This is a genomic window from Aeromonas sp. YN13HZO-058, from assembly GCF_001921245.1.
In the GTDB taxonomy this organism is placed as follows: Bacteria; Pseudomonadota; Gammaproteobacteria; order Enterobacterales; family Aeromonadaceae; genus Aeromonas; species Aeromonas allosaccharophila.
This window is the reverse complement of sequence record NZ_MQSY01000078.1, coordinates 46,526-64,466: the sequence shown is the minus strand read 5'-3', so window position 1 is coordinate 64,466 and position 17,941 is coordinate 46,526. Positions and strand designations below refer to the sequence as shown.

The 17,941-nt window shown below is 61.0% G+C and carries 14 protein-coding genes; 12 read left to right on the top strand and 2 right to left on the bottom strand.

The features are described from left to right. Positions 1-13: 13 nt before the first annotated feature. Both BSP75_RS19990 and BSP75_RS19985 read left to right on the top strand, forming a co-directional pair. Positions 14-265, top strand: a complete 252-nt coding sequence (locus BSP75_RS19990) for a hypothetical protein (protein ID WP_148140782.1) — start codon at positions 14-16, stop codon at positions 263-265. A gap of 15 nt (positions 266-280) precedes the next feature. Then, positions 281-565, top strand: coding sequence for a hypothetical protein (locus BSP75_RS19985; RefSeq protein ID WP_075114374.1), 285 nt, complete (start codon positions 281-283; stop codon positions 563-565). A gap of 51 nt (positions 566-616) precedes the next feature. Here the strand turns inward: BSP75_RS19985 and torS are convergent, their stop codons facing one another. Beyond that, positions 617-3,442 (bottom strand): TMAO reductase system sensor histidine kinase/response regulator TorS, encoded by a 2,826-nt coding sequence (gene torS / locus BSP75_RS19980; RefSeq protein ID WP_075114373.1) that lies wholly within the window; start codon positions 3,440-3,442, stop codon positions 617-619. 70 nt (positions 3,443-3,512) lie between these two features. Here torS and torT point away from each other — a divergent pair, with 70 nt between their 5' ends. Further along, positions 3,513-4,559: a TMAO reductase system periplasmic protein TorT gene (gene torT, locus BSP75_RS19975; RefSeq protein ID WP_075114372.1), complete on the top strand. Its 1,047-nt coding sequence runs from the start codon at positions 3,513-3,515 to the stop codon at positions 4,557-4,559. Between the two features lie 37 nt (positions 4,560-4,596). After that, positions 4,597-5,001, top strand: coding sequence for a GFA family protein (locus tag BSP75_RS19970; protein ID WP_075114371.1), 405 nt, complete (start codon positions 4,597-4,599; stop codon positions 4,999-5,001). Between the two features lie 36 nt (positions 5,002-5,037). Here the strand turns inward: BSP75_RS19970 and torR are convergent, their stop codons facing one another. Further along, positions 5,038-5,748 (bottom strand): two-component system response regulator TorR, encoded by a 711-nt coding sequence (gene torR, locus BSP75_RS19965; protein WP_075114370.1) that lies wholly within the window; start codon positions 5,746-5,748, stop codon positions 5,038-5,040. 145 nt (positions 5,749-5,893) lie between these two features. Here torR and torC point away from each other — a divergent pair, with 145 nt between their 5' ends. From torC to acs, 8 genes are all read left to right on the top strand, one after another. Next, positions 5,894-7,060, top strand: coding sequence for a pentaheme c-type cytochrome TorC (torC, locus tag BSP75_RS19960; RefSeq protein ID WP_083617266.1), 1,167 nt, complete (start codon positions 5,894-5,896; stop codon positions 7,058-7,060). A 40-nt stretch (positions 7,061-7,100) separates the two neighbouring features. After that, the gene (gene torA / locus BSP75_RS19955; RefSeq protein ID WP_075114368.1) at positions 7,101-9,593 is read left to right on the top strand and encodes a trimethylamine-N-oxide reductase TorA; all 2,493 of its coding nucleotides are present in this window, start codon (positions 7,101-7,103) and stop codon (positions 9,591-9,593) included. A gap of 99 nt (positions 9,594-9,692) precedes the next feature. After that, the gene (gene torD, locus BSP75_RS19950) at positions 9,693-10,361 is read left to right on the top strand and encodes a molecular chaperone TorD (protein ID WP_075114367.1); all 669 of its coding nucleotides are present in this window, start codon (positions 9,693-9,695) and stop codon (positions 10,359-10,361) included. A gap of 7 nt (positions 10,362-10,368) precedes the next feature. Next, complete coding sequence (locus BSP75_RS19945) at positions 10,369-10,737, top strand: hypothetical protein (protein ID WP_042658507.1); 369 nt, start codon at positions 10,369-10,371, stop codon at positions 10,735-10,737. 168 nt (positions 10,738-10,905) lie between these two features. Beyond that, positions 10,906-12,045: a hypothetical protein gene (locus tag BSP75_RS19940; protein ID WP_075114366.1), complete on the top strand. Its 1,140-nt coding sequence runs from the start codon at positions 10,906-10,908 to the stop codon at positions 12,043-12,045. Beyond that, positions 12,035-12,661 carry a hypothetical protein gene (locus BSP75_RS19935; protein WP_075114365.1) on the top strand — a complete coding sequence of 209 codons (627 nt, stop codon included), beginning with the start codon at positions 12,035-12,037 and terminating at the stop codon, positions 12,659-12,661. The genes BSP75_RS19940 and BSP75_RS19935 overlap by 11 nt, the downstream gene beginning before the upstream one ends. A gap of 199 nt (positions 12,662-12,860) precedes the next feature. After that, positions 12,861-15,305 carry an EAL domain-containing protein gene (locus BSP75_RS19930; RefSeq protein WP_083617263.1) on the top strand — a complete coding sequence of 815 codons (2,445 nt, stop codon included), beginning with the start codon at positions 12,861-12,863 and terminating at the stop codon, positions 15,303-15,305. 505 nt (positions 15,306-15,810) lie between these two features. After that, entirely contained in the window at positions 15,811-17,757 is a 1,947-nt protein-coding gene (gene acs, locus BSP75_RS19920; RefSeq protein ID WP_075114364.1) for an acetate--CoA ligase, read from the top strand. The last annotated feature ends 184 nt before the right edge of the window (positions 17,758-17,941 follow it).

The window sequence follows — 17,941 nt, the reverse complement described above, 5'->3', positions numbered from 1 at the left end:
TGGGCATTGTAACGTGAGCTGGATCAAAGAGACAGTCCAACCACCTAAAAAAATGTTGAATTTATGTTGTAAAAAACAAGATTCCCTCCCCGTTCAATACCCTGGCCCCTTCGCCAAAAGAGACATTTTTCATCCCGCGGTTGGGCGGGCAAAACCCGAAGGGGATCACAACGCCGTCGTGATCCATCCTGTAACATATTCATTCGAAACAAATTTAATGATGATGGAGCTGATTGCCGCCACCCACCCGAAGGGCGACATCTGACCGGAGGAGTTCAAGATGGACCATCTGCTGACATTCGTGATCCTGGCTGTCTTTTTTCTGTTCTACTGGGTCTACTACACCAGCCAGCGCAAACATGTTTCTACCACTTCGTGGGATCAGCTCCCCACCAAAGCCGAATATCTGGCGGCCCACCCGGAAGCGGTCGATGGCGATATCATCTTCTGTCACCACTGCGGCCACCACGAGTTGCTGGAGGTGGGCATGGTGCACCTGACCGATTTTCGCCGGGAATGGGTCTGCGCCAAGTGCAAGCAGGTGCTGTTTCGCGAAATAGAATAACGGCGCAGGGGCTGGCCACCACCTCTGAACGTTGTACATAGCAAGCAGGGATCAGGGCTGCGCATCCCTGTTGGCCGCCAGCCACTGCTGCAACCCGCTCACCGCCGCTTCAAATTGCGCTCCGATTGCCGCAGGCTCACCGCCTCCCGCCTCAAGAGCCGCGCAATGGCTGGCAAATTCGGTCAACCCCAGCGCCAGCGCACTCCCCTTGAGCTTGTGCGCCAGCTGACGTTGCTCACTCCCCTCCCCCTGAGCCAACTTATCCACCAACACCCGCCCTTGCGACTCAAACAGCGCGACCAGCTGGCGGATCCGCGCCATGCCGAGCAGAGGCAGATCGGCGTCAAGCACCGGATTGGTCCACTCGGGCTGGTTAGTTGGGGGCACGGCTACTGATAACTGCACCTGCGGCTCGATAGAGGCCCCTTCTTGCCGAAACAGCTGATCGATGGCGTTCGCCAGCACCGCCAGCCGCACCGGCTTGCCAACAAAATCGACAAACCCGGCGGCGAGGCAGTGACGGATATCCTCCGGATACATCTGGGCCGAGATGGCGATGGCGGGCAACGGCCGCTCATGCACCTCCTCACTGATGGCAGCCAGATCCTCGCGCAGGGTCATCCCGTCCATGTCGGGCAGGTTGATATCGAGCAGCGCCAGCTCAAAGGGACGTTCGGTCACCAGCGCCAGCGCGCTGCGACCATCCTCCGCCAGGGTGACGCGATGGCCGAGGCGGGTCAGCATGCCGTGCGCCACCAGCCGGTTGATCTCGTTATCCTCCACCAGCAGGATGTCGCGGGACTGGCCAAGGTGCAGCGGTTGTGCCTCGGCAGGCAGCTGGGTGCTCGAGCGCTGCAACGGCAAACTGAAGCTGAATTCACACCCCTTGCCCGGTTCGCTGAGAAGGATAAGCTCACCCCCCATGGCGGCCACCAGCTTGCGGCTGATCGCCAGTCCCAGCCCGGTGCCGCCCTGATGGCCCACATCTGGCTGGCGCTGGCGAAACGCCTCGAACACCGCCTCCTGCTCATCGGCCGGAATGCCGGGGCCGGTATCGCGCACCACGAAGCGGATGCAGGGTTCGGCGCAAGGACCCTGACAGACAAGGGGTGCCACCGTCAGGGTAATCTGGCCACGGGCGATAAACTTGACCGCATTGCCAAGTAAATTGCCGAGCACCTGGCGCAGCTTGCCCAGATCCCCCTCGACCACAGGCGCCAGCCCGGGCGCATATTCCAGCGCCAGGGTGACCCCCTTGGCCGTCGCCTTTGGCCGCAGCAGCGCGCTCAGCTCATCCACCAGCTGGAACAGGGGGAAGGGCTCGCGGCGCGCCTCCACATGGCCCGCCTCTATCTTGGAGTAGTCGAGAATGTCGTTGAGGATCTCCAGCAGGGATTCGCCGCTGTGCTCGATGGCGGCCAGATAGCGCTGCTGGGTATCGCTGAGGTGGGTATCTTCCAGCAGCGTCAGACCGCCCAGAATGCCGTTCATGGGGGTGCGGATCTCGTGGCTCATGGTGGCGAGAAACACCGACTTGGCCCGGTTGGCCTGCTCTGCCTCGGCGCGAGCCTGCCGCTGCTTCTCCACCTCTTCGTTGAGCCGCTCGTTGGCGTGGCTGAGCTGGCCGGTGCGATCCTCGACCCGCGACTCCAACTCGCGCTGATAACGGCCCAGCTCCACCGCATTGTCACGAAACACCCGCAGGGCCCGGCCCAGCTCTGCCAGCTCATCGCGCCCGGCACTGGCGATCGGCTCAAGGGGGGCCAGATCCCCGCGCGCCAAGCGGCTCATCCCCGCCACCGCCCGTTGCAGCGGCCAGACGATCCGGCCGTAGACCATGCGCCACATCAACAGCATCAGCAGTAGCAGGGTGAGCAGGCCAATACCCATCAGCGCCTGCTCCAGCAGCCTGAGACGCTGACTTAACGCCTGCTGGCTCTGCCCCAGCGAATCGCGGGCACGGCTGACCAGCTCACCGACCTGCTGGTTGAGGCTGCTCATCAAGGCTTCGTTGGCATTGGCCAGCACCCGCAGCGCCTCCCCCTTGCCGAGCCAGTCGCTGCGCAGTTGCACCAGCTTGTCGCTCTGCGCCAGCACGGTCAGCGCCTGCTCCACCGCCTGACGGCGGGCAGGATCGGTCACCGCCCCGGCCCGCAGTTGCAAGATGGCCAGCTCCCGCAGCCCTTCTTCCAATAGCGTTTGCAATTGTTCCTGCCGTTCGCTGCGCCACATCTCCTCGATGCGCTGCTGCTGCATCAAAGTGCGATGACGCAACTCGGTCATCTGCTCCAGCCAGTCGAGATCCTGCTCCAGCAAGCGATCCAGCGTCCGGGCCGCCTGCGTACCTTGCTGTTGGTAGAGAGAACCCAATCCCGCCACCATCACGGTTTCGGCGTTCTCCATCTGACTACGCGCCAGCTCGGCGATCTGCCCGGCCGCCGCCACCAGACGGGCCCGCTGCGCCTCCCCCTGCGCCATCAGGGTCAGGCGCTCTCCCACCAGCCAGCCCTGCTGACCCAGATTACCGATGATGCTCTGACTGAGCTGATCGAGGCTTGTTGAACCCTGCCCACGGCCAAGTTGCGCCAGCACCTGCTGCAGCTGTTGCCCCTGCAGGGTGAGCAGGCGTCCCTGATGCTCCCGCTCCTGCTCGCTGGTTGCGGTAGCCAATAGCCTCGACGCGCTCTGGATCTCGCCGCTGAGGCGAGAGAGCGTGCGGGCCAGCTCCTGATCGGCCAGAGTCTGCTGCACCCCTTGCTCAAGCTGGCGCAGATGGCTAAGCCCCACCCAGCCCAACAAGGAGGCACTCAGGGTCAGCAACGCCATCAGGGAGAAGGCCAGCAACAACTTGCCACCCAAGCCGGAAAAGATTCTCACGGGAAGCCCCTTGGTTGTGGTCGGCTTTGACCGGATAATATGGCTCAACACTTTAACAAAACCCCTGACCATGCGAAGCGTCTATCTCTCCCTGCTGTTGCTAATGTGGTTGCTCGCGCTTCCTCGCGCCGCCCTCGCCTTTGCGGTCGATCTCTGGCCCGGCGGCGAATTCAGCGGCCAGTCGCTGCGCCAGCAGTGGCCGGAACCCGCCGCCGCGACCAAACCTCTGACCCTCTGCGCCCTCTATCCCCATCTGCGCGACGCCTACTGGCTCTCGGTCAATCAGGGCATGATGGACGAGGCGAAGCGGCTGGGAGTCAAGTTGCAGATCCACGAAGCGGGGGGCTATGGCGCCCTCGCCGAGCAGCGCCAGCAGTTGCAGCGCTGCGTGCAGGAAGGGAGCGACGCCATCTTGCTCGGCGCGGTGAGCTATCAGGGCTTGCGCGAGGCAATCAAGGCCACACCGCTGCCGGTCTTTGGACTGGTCAACGATCTGCCCACTGGTCTGGTGCAGGCCAAGGTGGGGGTCTCCTGGTACCAGATGGGCTGGCAAATCGGCCACTGGCTGGCGCAGCGCCACCCCGCTGGCAGCGAGCCGGTCTCGGTCGCCCTCTTCCCCGGCCCGCAGGCAAGCGGCGGCAACAACTTCGTGGAGCCGGGCTTTGCCGACGCCATCAAGGGGAGCGCCATCAAGCTGGTCACCACCGAGCGCGGCGACAACAGCCGGGAAATCCAGCGCACGCTGGTGCAGCAGACGCTGGCCCGCTATCCCGACCTCGACTATCTGGTGGGAGGCGCCATCGCCGCCGAAGTGGCGGTAAACGAGCTGGCGCAGCGCCATCTCGACCGGCCCCAGGTGCTGAGCACCTACTTCAGCCACGGGGTACAGCGGGGCCTGCGCCGGGGCAAGATCCTCGCCGCCAACAGCGACCAGATGCGGTTGCAGGGGCGCCTTGCTGTCGCTCAGGCAGTCTGCCTGCTGCAACACCCTGATGCCAATGCCGAGCAGTGCCCGCGGGTGATGGGGCCACCCATTCTGACGCTGTCTGCACCACTGGCTGATCCCGCCGATTCCCTCTCGGATGGCGCTTTTCGTCCCGTCTATCGGGTCGAATAGCCGTCCAAAATCCGATTAGCACACTCAAGGAGAAGAGATGAAAGAGTTACATGCCAGCTGCCTATGCGGCGCCGTCGCCCTGACCCTGCCGGATCAGTTCGACTATATGGGGAACTGCCACTGCAGCGAATGCCGCAAGTTTTCAGGGGGAGATTATGCCTCGGTCGGCGGACTGGATGGCGACAAGGTCACCATCGTAAAGGGGGCAGAGGCCATCAGCCACTACCGGAAATCGGCAGAGACCACCCTGGCCTTCTGTGGTCACTGCGGCTCCAGCCTGTTCAGTCAGAAGAGCAGCAGCGGCAAGATCAATCTGCGGTTGGGGGTACTGGACGATGTGCCGAGCCAGCGGCCCGCATTTCACATCTTTGTCGGCTCCAAGGCCCCCTGGCACCAGATTGGCGACGACTGCCCGCAATTTGATACCCGCCCGTCGGTCTGATACCCGGTCAAACAGGTCAAGGCCACCGCAACGGAGTCAGGAGGCTATCTCGCCAGCAAACAGATAGCCTTCACCATGGACGGTGACAAACAACTGGGGATCCCGGGGATCTGCTTCCATCTTGCCGCGCAGCCGCCGGATCAACACGTCGATGGTGCGATCGCTCGGGCCATCGCCGCGATGGCTGATGAGGGTGAGGATCCGCTCCCGGCTGAGTACCCGTCCGGCATGGGCGACAAAGGCCACCAGCACTTCATATTCGGCCTTGGTCAGACGCACCGGCACCCCGTCCTTGCTGAGCTGGCGGCGGGGAATGTCAAAACGCCAGGGGCCAAAGCGCACCGCATCGTCGGTCGTCTCGGGTTCACTCGGGGCGGCGGCCAACGAGATCCGCCACAGCAGGTTCTTGACCCGCACCAGCAACTCCCGCAGCTCGAACGGCTTGGTGACATAGTCGTCAGCCCCCATCTCGAGGCCGACAATCTTGTCCACCGCATCGCTGCGGCCGGTGACCAGAATGATCCCCACCGTGCTGCGCGCCCGCAGTTCACGGGTCAACAGCAGACCATCTTCCCCCGGCAGGTTGATATCCAGCATCACCAGATCAACCGTCTGCTCCGCCAGCACGGCGCGCATCTCCTGGCCGTTTTCGACCGCCGTCACCCGATAGCCCTCCCGCTCGAAATAGCCGGTCAGCTTCTCGCGGGTCACCGCATCATCTTCAACAACCAGAATGTGGTAGCTCATGGGCAGGGTTCACGATGGTCGACAAGGGAGGATTATTCTATTCACATTTTGTCATAAATACCCCTATTTCATTAATTTGTGGCGGCAGCCCTGTTCACAACGCCTCCCTATCATGGCCCCCATCAAAAAAGTGATGTGAGAGAGCATGATGAAAAAACTGTGGCACTTCCTGCGCACTCCCAGCCGTCGCTGGTCGGTACTGGCGCTGCTTCTGGTGGGCGTCGGCGTCACCCTCGCGGGCACCGTCGGCCTGCACTACGGCTTTGAGAAAACCAGCAGCCTCGAATTCTGTATCTCCTGCCACTCCATGAAAGACACCGTCTATCCGGAGTACAAGGAGTCCATCCACTTCAAGAATGCCTCAGGGGTACAGGCGGTCTGTACCGACTGTCACCAGCCGAAGGACTTTGTCGGCAAGGTGGCCCGCAAGATGGAGGCGGCCAACGACCTCTATCAGGAGTACATAGGCCACAGCATCGACACCCAGGAGAAGTTCGAGGACCGGCGCCTGCATCTGGCCGAGAAGGTGTGGGCACGGATGAGCAGCCAGAACTCCAAGACCTGCAAGTCCTGCCACAGCTACGACAACATGGATCATGCCAAGCAGTCCCCGGCGGCAGCGCTGGCGATGAAAGATGCGGCGGCGAAGAACATGAACTGCATCGAGTGCCACAAGGGCATCGCCCACGAACTGCCCAACATGGCGGGCGGCTTCCGGGCCACTTACGCCACCCTGGCCAACGACGCGCAACAGGCACCGGCCGCCGAGACCCTCTACAACCTGGGTGAAAAAGATCTCTACGCCAGCGAACAGAGCAACGAACCGGTCGGCAAGCTGCTGCCCGCCTCCCGCATCGAGGTAGTGGCCCGCAGCGGCGATCGCCTCAAGGTGACCATCGAAGGGTGGCGCGAGAGCGACGGCAAGGGCCGGGTGCTAAGCGAATACATGGGCAAGCGGGTCTTCGTCGCCACCGTCCGTGACGAGCTGAAAACGAGCGAGAAACTCCTCAAACAGGAGACCGACAGCGCTACCCATATCAAGTGGGAACAGGTTCAGGTACAGGCCTGGGTCGATGGCAAGGGCTTTGAGTCCTCACTCAAGCCGATCTGGGATTACGCCGGCGAGATGTACAAATCCACCTGCAACTCCTGCCACGGCGCGCCGGATCCCGCTCACTTCACTGCCAACGGCTGGATTTCGGGACTCAAGGCGATGTCTGCCTACTATCGCCTGAGCAAGGAAGAGGAACGCACCCTACTCAAATACCTGCAAAACCATGCCGCCGACACCGGTGGTCAGGGCAGCCACTAATTCCGGATTCGAGTTCCGGATCCGAGAGAGGAATAACAAGATGATCAATATTTCCCGTCGTGGTTTTCTGGGTGGCTTGCTGGCCAGCGGTGCCTCTGCCCTGATCGGCCCCTCCCTGCTCGGTCGCGCCGTGATGGCCGCCGAGTCCGGCGACAAGCTAGTGCAGTCCGGCTCCCACTGGGGCGCCTTCCGTGCCCGGGTGGTCGATGGCCGCTGGGTCGAGACCCTGCCGTTCGAGCACGACAAGCACCCCACAGACATGCTCAAGGCCTTGAGTGAAGTGGTCTACAACCCCTCCCGCATCCGCTACCCCATGGTGCGACTGGACTGGCTGCGCAAGGGCCACCAGTCCGACACCAGCGAACGCGGCCAGAACCGCTTTGTGCGGGTGACCTGGTCACAGGCGCTCGATTTTTTCTATCACGAGCTGGAACGGGTGCAGAAGACCTATGGCCCGAGCGCCCTCTATGCCGGTCACTCCGGCTGGCAGTCGGTGGGCAAGCTGCACTCCGCTGGCGCCATGCTGGGGCGTGCCATGAACCTGCACGGCACCTATCTGGCCAAGGCCGGTGACTACTCCACCGGTGCCGCCCAGGTGATCCTGCCCCACGTGGCAGGGGCCATGGAGGTGTACGAGCAGCAGACCTCCTGGCAGCTGGTGCTGGAGCACAGCAAGACCATCGTTATCTGGGGCTCCGATCCCATCAAGAACTTGCAGGTGGGCTGGCTGGTGCCGGATCACAGCGTCTACGACTACTGGGCGCAGCTGAAAGAGAAGGTGGCCAAGGGCGAGATCCGAGTGATCAGTGTCGATCCGGTCAAATCCAAGACCCAGAAGTACCTCAATTGCGATCAGGTGACCCTGAATCCGCAGACCGACGTGCCGCTGATGCTGGGCATCGCCCACACCCTCTACAGCGAGAAGCGCCACGATGAGGCGTTCCTGAAGAACTACACCACCGGCTTTGACAAGTTCCTGCCCTACCTGCTGGGCACCAGCGATGGTCAGGTGAAGGATGCCGAGTGGGCCGCCGCCATCTGTGGCGTACCAGCCGAGACCATCCGCGAGCTGGCCCGCGCCATGAGCAGCGGCCGTACCCAGCTTATCGGCGGCTGGTGTGTCCAGCGCATGCACCACGGCGAGCAGTACGCCTGGATGCTGGTGGTACTGGCCTCGATGATTGGCCAGATCGGCCTGCCGGGGGGCGGTTACGGCTTTGGCTGGCACTACAACGGAGCGGGCACCATCACCTCCAGCGGCCCCATCATGTCCGGTTTCAGCTCGGTCATTCCCGGGGTCAAACCGCACCATGACGGCGACTGGAAGGGCTACTCCAAATTCATTCCGGTGGCCCGTTTCGTCGACTGCATCCTCAATCCGGGCAAGCAGATCGCCTTCAACGGCCAGACTATTACCTACCCCCACATGAAGATGGCGGTGTTCTGTGGCAACAACCCGTTCCACCACCAGCAGGATCGCAACAAGATGGTCGCCGCCTGGCGCAAGCTGGAAACCGTGGTCAGCATCGATCACCAGTGGACTGCCAGCTGCCGCTTCGCCGACATCGTGCTGCCCGCCACCACCACCTATGAGCGCGATGACATCGAGCAGTGGGGCTCCCACTCCAACGCCGGCATTCTGGCCATGTACAAGGTGGTGGAGCCGCTGTTCGAGGCGCGCGATGACTACGACATCTTTGCCGATCTCTGCCGTCGCTTCGGTCGCGAGGCCGAATTCACCGGCGGCAAGAGCAAGCTGGAGTGGATCCAGAGCATCTATGACGACGCCCGCCTGCAGGGTCGCGGCATCGGCATTCGACTGCCCCGTTTCAGCCAGTTCTGGCACGGCGAAGGCTTCGTCACCTTCCCGGCGGGCCAACCCTGGGTGCGCCACGAGTCGTTCCGTCAGGAGCCGGATCTGGAGCCACTGGGTACCCCATCTGGCCTTATCGAGATCTACTCCAAGACCATCGCCGACTACGGCTATGGGGATTGCCCGGGCCATCCGGTCTGGATCGAGCCCTACGAGCGCTCCCACGGCGGGCCGGGCAGCAAACAGTACCCGCTTCACCTGCAATCCTGCCACCCGGACAAGCGGCTGCACAGCCAGCTCTGCTCCTCCGACAACTACCGCGCCACTTACACGGTACAGGGTCGCGAGCCTGTCTATATGAATCCGCAGGATGCCAAATCCCGTGGCCTCAAGGACGGCGATCTGGTGCGGGTGTTCAACGGACGCGGTCAGGTATTGGCCGGTCTGGTGGTGAGCGATGATTACGCCCGCGGCGTGGTGCGCATTCAGGAAGGAGCCTGGTATGGGCCGCAAGAGGGTGGCAAGGTGGGGACGCTCTGTACCTATGGTGACCCCAACGTGCTGACCGCCGACATCGGCTCCTCCAGCCTGGCGCAGGCCACCACGGCCCATACCGCACTGGTGGAGATCGAGAAGTTCCGCGGGCAGGTACCTGCCGTCACTGCCTTCGGCGCGCCGGAATCAGCCAAGGGCATCGACCCCATGTTCCCGGCACTCTGACCCCAAGGGGACGAAAGCGCCCCCTTGAGTTTCCTTTATTTTTAAAGTCGTTAGAATCGGGAGCCATCAAGGCTCCCGATTGCCATCCACGGAGGAAAAATGCAGGAATTTATGGCTACCAGCGAACGCCGGGCCGAACTCTACTGGTGGTTCTCCACCCTGTTCGCCGCCGAACTCAGTGATGAGCAGATCGCCGAATATGACACCTATGATGTGCGAAGCTTCCTGAAAAGCCTCTCGACCCTGGATCCGATGCGCGAGGCCGTGGCCGAACTCAACGAGGCCATCGCTCGCCTGCTGGTGCGCCCGGATCGCCAGCTGGAACTGGCCGCCGACTTCGCCGGTCTGTTTCTGGTGGATCCCAAGCAGGGCGCCCTGCCCTACGAATCGCTCTACCGCGGCGATGCCAAGTTGCTGATGCAAGCCCCGATGGCCGAGATGCAGGCCCGCCTCGATCGCCTCGGCATCAATGTCAGCGACAAATACAAAGAGCCTGCCGACCACTTGGCCATCGAGCTGGATCTGATGGGCAATCTCATCATCCGCGCGGCGGAAGCAAAGAGCGCGGCCGAGCGGGAACGCTGGCTCGACGAGCAGGAAGCGCTGCTGCACGGCCACCTGCTGGGCTGGTTTGACAAGTTCGAGAGCGCCTGTCGCACCGCCGACCGGTTTGGCTTCTACGGCGCCAGTGCCCGTCTGCTGGGGGTATTCCTCAAGATGGATGCCAACTACCTCTCTCTGGTCAAACCGGCACCGTCTGCCGACTGAGGCCGCGATGAAAACAGCCCTGCTTCTGATTGCATGCTGGCTGCTGGCCCTGATCCCGCTGGATCAGGGCATGACCCCTCTCGTCACCCTGCTGTTCCACCCGGATCGCGAGCTCTACGGCACTGCCCAGCTCACCGGCTTTGGCGGTATCCTGCTCACCCTCTACCTCGCCAATCTCGGGGTCGAGGTGGTGCTGCGCCGCCGCTTCCAGATCGCCGGCATGCTGGCGCTGCTGGCCGCCTGGATTGATTTCATCAACTGCAGCGGCAACGAGTCACACTTTCTGCTGCTCTATCTGCTGGCTCTGCCATTCCACCTGCTCGGCTGGCTGGTACTGGTGCGCGGCATTCAGGCATTTGGTCGTCAAAAAGGCTAAAAAACCGGCCAAACCATTACAAATCATGACAGCCAAATTCCTCTCACCCCAGTCATGGCAAGGGTAAGGGGTGGAAGTCGGGTAATATTCGCTTACATTCAGCCCCCGTTCAGTTTTGTTGCAACCGTTATAGTGCGGCTCCTTTTCAACCGATTCAGGAGCAACCCCATGCCTCTACAGGACGCACGCATCACGGGTCTCGACCTGTTGCGAGGGCTCGTCATCTTTATGGCCGTCTTCGAGCACTACACCGGCTACCTCAACTACTGGTATATCGACTTTTTCACTCGCGAACACGCCTTGTGGGACAGCTTCTACCTCTCCCACAAAGCCATGGCTGGCCACCTGCTGCCCATGGATCACACCACGGCTCAGGTCTCGGCCTGGCTGATCCCCTGGGTCAGCCAGATCTACCTGGCCCTGGCCGCCTTCAACCTGAGTCGTCGTGACCAGACCAGCTTCAGACCGCAGCTAAAAAGCAAGCTGATGCTGTTTGTCAGCATCATCGCCGTGCTTTATGTGGAGGGGCTAGTCATCGCCCCCAACTTCGGCGAGGCCATCTCCTTCTATCCGGTGATGCTCTGGATGTGTCTGCTGGCGCTCTTCTCGCTGGTGTATGGCTGGTTTGGCATTCGCGGCATGCTGGTACTGACCGTGCTCAGCCTGTTGCTGGATCAGTTCGGTGTACAGACCTTGCTTGGCCATATCGACAGCTGGATGAAGCTGCACGTTCACCCCGACTATGAGCTGGATGCCCGCCTCGATCTCTTCATGGCCAGCGGCTGTTTCGGCTTTCTCTATGGCTGGTGCTGGCATCAGCGTCCCCAGTGGCGGGACCGCCTCAATCGCCTGGTGCTCACCCTTTCCGTGGTGGCGCTCGCCATCTATCTGCGCCTTGGCGAGACCAGCTCGGTCGAACTCAACGACATTTACGCCAACGAACATGAGCTGGCACTGGACATGACTGGCCGTGCCGGGATCTGGGGCATGGAGTTTCTGGTGATCGGCATCATCCTGTGGCTGCATCAGCGCAATATTCGTCTCTGCTGGCGACCGCTCAACTGGATCGGCATGTACTCCCTGACCGTCTTCATCTTCCACAAGAGCATCTTCGTCCACCTGTGGGGCCCCTTGCTGCTGTGGTGGACGGCTCGTCAGGGCACCATCTTGCCCAACAGTTTTGGCCTGATCATGCTGCTCTGTTGCGCCAGCGTACTGCTTATCCATGCTTTCCAGCGCTCCGGCATCATCTGTCACCTGATGGGGATGCATCAGGATCGGGACTGGCAACGACTGTATGGCAACTAAGCGCGGGTTACTGCTGCTCATCGCCTTGCTCTCACCCATCCCGGCCAGGGCGCTGGTCATGGGCAGCCAATGGCAACTCGATAGCAGCCGGGCGGGAGAGAGCGCCGACTCCAGCGTGCAACTCTGGCTCGGCTATGAACGCGAAACACAGATGGGCCTTATCTTTATCGATGGCCAAAGTGCGGGCGTCGCGCTGCCCCTTTATCAACAGAGTTTTATCGCGGTAGGGGTCAGCCCGATGCAGGTGGCGGATCACACCCGTTTCGGCACGCTATGGCGCCTTGGCTGGCAACTGGATGACGAACATCAGCTGAGCATTGGCCAGCTTTATGATGTGACCGGTCGTTATGGCCAGATCTGGTATATGGAGCATTCACTCCCGTTGCCTGCCAACGTCTCACTTAATCTCTGGCTGACGAGAGGTAACCAGGCACACATGTCTGCATATGATGCCGAAGAGGGGTGGCGTGAATGGGGAATGACGCTGGAGCGAAGCTGGAGCAGGGATCAATGGACGCTGGACACCGAAGTGGGTGCGAAACAATGGCTGATGAAGGAACGTGACTGGCAACCCACCGTCAGCCTGACACTGCGCTACCAATTCAGTTTGCAATAGGTGGGATGAACTCAAAAAAGTCCCACCATTGCCCTCATATGGGTACGGCTACCCAGTGACCGCACACCGCAAATGGTCGATACACGGCACAACTTTTCCTCAACAAACAGCAAGATAACTCTGCTGGGCACCCCCTGAAACCGTTCGTGCCATACTGAAAACCGACACAAGTGACAAATCAATCAATGCCGAGGTCATAATGGATGGGAAGCCTTTCAACGCCGCCACCGAGGCAATCTTGGCCCAGCTGTCAGATCACACCGTCCTAGCACAGCTGATAGATAACGCCCCTCTGGGCATCGGCGTCTTTGACCGCGAATTTCGCTACCGCAAAGTCAATCAGGTGCTGGCCGACATCAATGGCAAGAGCATCGAGGAACATCAGGGCAAGCACCTCAGAGAGGTGGTGCCCAAACTGGCACCGACGCTGGAACCCATGTTTCAGCAGATCATGCGCAGCGGCATTCCCTACGTGGATATCGCCATCACGGGTCAAACGGCAGCGTACGACAGCAGCTCCCGACGCTGGCAAGCCACCTACAGCCCGATGCGCAATGAACAGGGCGAGCTGAGCGGCATCCTCGCTATCGTGCGGGACATCACCGAGCAGTATGAAACCGAACAACGGCTGCAATTGGCGATGCGCGCAGCTCAAATCGGGGTGTGGGAGTGGCACGTGGCGGAGGACAGATTGCTGTTCGACGGCCAGATTGAGCCGCTGCTGGGCATCGAGGCCAACCAGTTCCACGGCGGGCTGCAAGCGTTCGTCGACTGCTTTGAACCGGGATCAGGCAGCCAGCTCAAGGCGGCCCTGCAAAGCCATGACCCCATCCATCTCACCCTGAGCTACCTCACCGCCCTCAAAGAGCGGCACTGGGTTGATATTCATGCCGACCATGTGCCCGCCACCGAGTCGGTCGGCCACCGGGTCATGGGGGTCATTCACAATGCCACCGCCCGCCGCCGTCAGGAGGAGCGGCTTCATCAGGCCAACGTGGTCTTCGATACCACGGCCGAGGGGATCATCATCCTCGACAGCGAGCACCATATCCTGTCGGTTAACCCGGCCTTCACCATGCTGACCCAATACAATGCCGAGGAGGTGATAGGGCGCACCCCGGATATCATCATGCACCCCAGACGCTACACCGACCTCGACTATCCCTGGTATCACCTGCGTCCCGGCAACAACGCCTGGCATGGCGAGATGGTCTGCCTGCGCAAGGATGGCAGCTACTTCTCCTCCTGGCAGCAGATCAGCGCGGTTTATGACAACTTCAACAACACCACTCACTATGTGATCGCCCTCTCCGACATCAGCGCCATTCGCAAGGTGGAGGCCGAGCTGAATCACCTTGCCTATCACGATCCCCTGACCGAGCTGGGCAATCGCCATCTGTTGCAGGAGCGGTTGGCCCTTGAGCTGAAAACCGCACAGCTCAATCGCAAACGGTTGGGGCTGCTCTTTATCGATCTGGATGGCTTCAAGCTGATCAACGACAGCCTGGGACACGGGGTTGGCGATGAGCTGCTCAAGCGGCTTGCTGAGCGGATCCGCGGCTGCCTGCAGCACAACGATCTGGCAACCCGCCTCGGTGGCGATGAGTTTCTGGTGCTGATCCCCTATCTGGAGCAACCTGACGAGCTGGCGACCCTCGCCAATACCCTGCTGAGAGTCTTGCGCGAACCGGTTGAGCTGGCCCATGAACTGGTGGCTATCTCGGCGAGTATCGGTATCGCCATCTATCCGGATCATGCCGACAGCCCGGAAACCCTGGTCAGCGCCGCCGACAGCGCCATGTATGAGGCGAAGAGTCAGGGGCGCAACGGCTTCCAGTTCTATACCCCCTGCATGGCGGCTCGGGCCCGCGAGCGGATGCAGATTGAGCAGGGTCTGCTCAAGGCCCTTGAGCTCGAACAGCTCTGCATCTTCTATCAACCCATGACCAATCTGGCCAACGGCCACCTGAGCGGGCTGGAAGCCCTGCTGCGCTGGCAACACCCCAATGAGGGGATGATAGCGCCGACCCGTTTTATTCCGGTGGCGGAGGAGTGCGGACTGATCGAGAAGATTGGCGAGTGGGTGATGCGCAACGCCTGCGAGCAGGGACAAAACTGGCTGGCCGCCGGGCTGCCGGTGCCCCGCTTGTCGGTTAATGTGTCGGTGCGGGAGATGCGCTCCCCCGGCTACGTTGAACGGGTCGCCGCCATTCTGGCCGAGACCGGATTTCCGCCAGAACGACTGGAAATTGAGGTGACGGAGAGCATCATCCAGCGGGTCGAACAGAGTCTGGCTCTCTTTACCCGCCTGAAAAATCTCGGCGTGCAGATTGCCATCGATGACTTTGGCACCGGCTTCTCATCACTGAGTCTGCTCAAGACTCTGCCGATCGATCGCATCAAGATCGACCGGGCGTTTGTGCAGGCATTACCGGAAGACAAGAACAGTCGGGAGCTCTGCCGTACCATCATCAATCTGGCCGACAGTCTGGATATGGAGGTCACCGCCGAGGGAATTGAAACCAAGGCACAACACGCCTTCTTGCAGTCACTCAACTGCGGCGAAGGACAGGGCTATCTGTTCAGCAAACCACTGCATGTCGAGCATATGGGGGATCGCCTGCATCAGCGCTATGCCTCATAGCGGCAGGCAATGCTCATCACCAGCCGGGAGGCATCCGCCTCCTGGCTGCCAACCGGATTACCACTCAATCTGCAAGCGGGATTCCCAACCATCATCACGGTCATTGAGCATCCGCGTTAGCGGTGATTCGCCAGCATAGCGGGGGGCAGGCTCCCTGAAGGTGAGTCTAGTGCCGGGCTCTTTGGCCTGCCATGCATGACCAAGCTGATCGGCCACTCAATCCCGCAGTGCGGGTGAGGCCTCCTGATGGGTGATTGCAAACTCTTTCAGCGGTTCGTCAGCAGGCACTGGCGCATCAAACTGCCAGAGGGATGCACAGAGCAACAGGGAAAACATAATCACCTCCAATTAATCAACACGCCCCTTTTTACCCGCACACCGATTAATTGTCACTCTTTGCCCTGTAACCAACTGTTGCCGCCTATCCAAAAGTCTAATTGCCCCCCGCCACCAAAGGTATAAGTTGTTAAGAAACCATTAAAAGATCTATTCAAAGGAGTGACAGATGAGCGAGAGCAAGGTCTACCCGGTCAAATCCCATATCAGCGACAGCGCCCTGCTGGACAAGGCCGGGTACGAGGCCATGTATCAGGCCTCCATCGACAATCCGGACGCCTTCTGGGGAGAGCAGGGGAAAATCCTCGACTGGATGACACCCTATAGCAAGGTCAAGAACACCTCCTACGATCCGGGCCATGTCTCCATCAAGTGGTTTGAAGATGGCCAGCTCAACGTCTCCGCCAACTGCCTCGATCGCCATCTCGCCGAACGGGGTGACAAGGTCGCCATCATCTGGGAAGGGGACAACCCCGCCGAAGATCGCAAACTCACCTACCGTGAGCTGCACAGCGAAGTGTGCAAGTTTGCCAACGTATTGAAAGCACAAGGGGTTCACCGCGGTGACGTGGTCTGCCTCTACATGCCCATGGTGCCCGAAGCCGCCATCGCCATGCTGGCTTGTACCCGCATCGGCGCGGTACACAGCATCGTCTTCGGCGGCTTCTCACCGGAAGCACTGGCCGGTCGCATCATCGACTCGGGCTCGCGCATCGTGATCACCGCCGACGAGGGACTGCGTGGCGGCCGTCCGGTGCCGCTCAAGAAGAATGTGGATGAAGCGCTCACCAACCCGGATACCCAGGTCAACAAGGTGATCGTACTCAAGCGCACCGGCGGCAATGTCGCCTGGCACAACCACCGCGACATCTGGTGGCACGAGGCGACCGCCGCCGTCAGCAGCGACTGCCCGCCCGAGGCGATGAACGCCGAAGATCCGCTCTTTATCCTCTATACCTCCGGCTCCACCGGCAAACCCAAGGGCGTGTTGCACACCACCGGCGGCTATCTGGTTTATGCCACCCTCACCTTCAAATATGTGTTCGACTACCATGAACAGGACATCTACTGGTGTACCGCCGACGTGGGCTGGGTCACCGGTCACTCCTATCTGGTCTACGGACCGCTCGCCAACGGCGCCACCACCATCATGTTCGAAGGGGTGCCCAACTACCCGGCCACCAACCGCATGAGCCAGGTAGTGGACAAGCACCAGGTCACCATTCTCTATACCGCCCCCACCGCTATCCGCGCCCTGATGGCCAAGGGCAACGAAGCGGTCACCGGCACCTCGCGCCAGAGCCTGCGCATCATGGGCTCGGTGGGTGAACCCATCAACCCGGAAGCCTGGGAGTGGTACTACCGCACCATTGGCGACGAGCGCTGCCCCATCGTCGATACCTGGTGGCAGACCGAGACCGGCGGCATCCTGATTACGCCGCTGCCCGGCGTCACCGACCTGAAACCGGGTTCGGCCACCCGCCCCTTCTTCGGGGTACAACCGGCGCTGGTGGACAACGTGGGCGAACCGCTGGAGGGGGCCACCGAGGGCAATCTGGTGATCACCGACTCCTGGCCGGGTCAGATGCGCACCGTGTTCGGCGATCACGAACGCTTCGAGCAGACCTACTTCTCCACCTTCCCCGGCCGCTACTTCACTGGCGACGGTGCCCGTCGCGATGCCGATGGCTACTACTGGATCACCGGTCGGGTGGATGATGTACTGAACGTCTCCGGCCACCGCATGGGTACCGCCGAAATTGAATCGGCGCTGGTGGCCCATCCCAAGATCGCCGAAGCGGCGGTGGTGGGGGTTCCTCACGAGATCAAGGGTCAGGGCATCTACGCCTATGTCACCCTGATCGCCGGGGAAGAGCCGAGCCGCGAGCTGCACAAAGAGGTGAAAGAGTGGGTGCGCAAGGAGATTGGCGCTATCGCCACGCCGGATGTGATCCACTGGGCGGAGGGGCTGCCGAAGACCCGTTCCGGCAAGATCATGCGCCGCATCTTGCGCAAAATCGCCACCGGCGAGACCGACAGTCTGGGGGATATCTCCACCCTGGCGGATCCGGGCGTAGTAGACAAACTCATTCGCGAGAAGTCGGAAGCTGCCTGATCCCGCTTCGTTTGTTGCTCAACAAAGCCGGCCCTGCGCCGGCTTTGTCGTTTCTCATCCGCCAGCAAACAGCAGGGCGGCAGTCATGGACTGCCTTGTCGACCGAAACGCGCAATAAATAGCCAGATGTAGAGATTAGACCAGTAAAATGCTGCTAATTTTCACGAAATCAATATAATTGCGA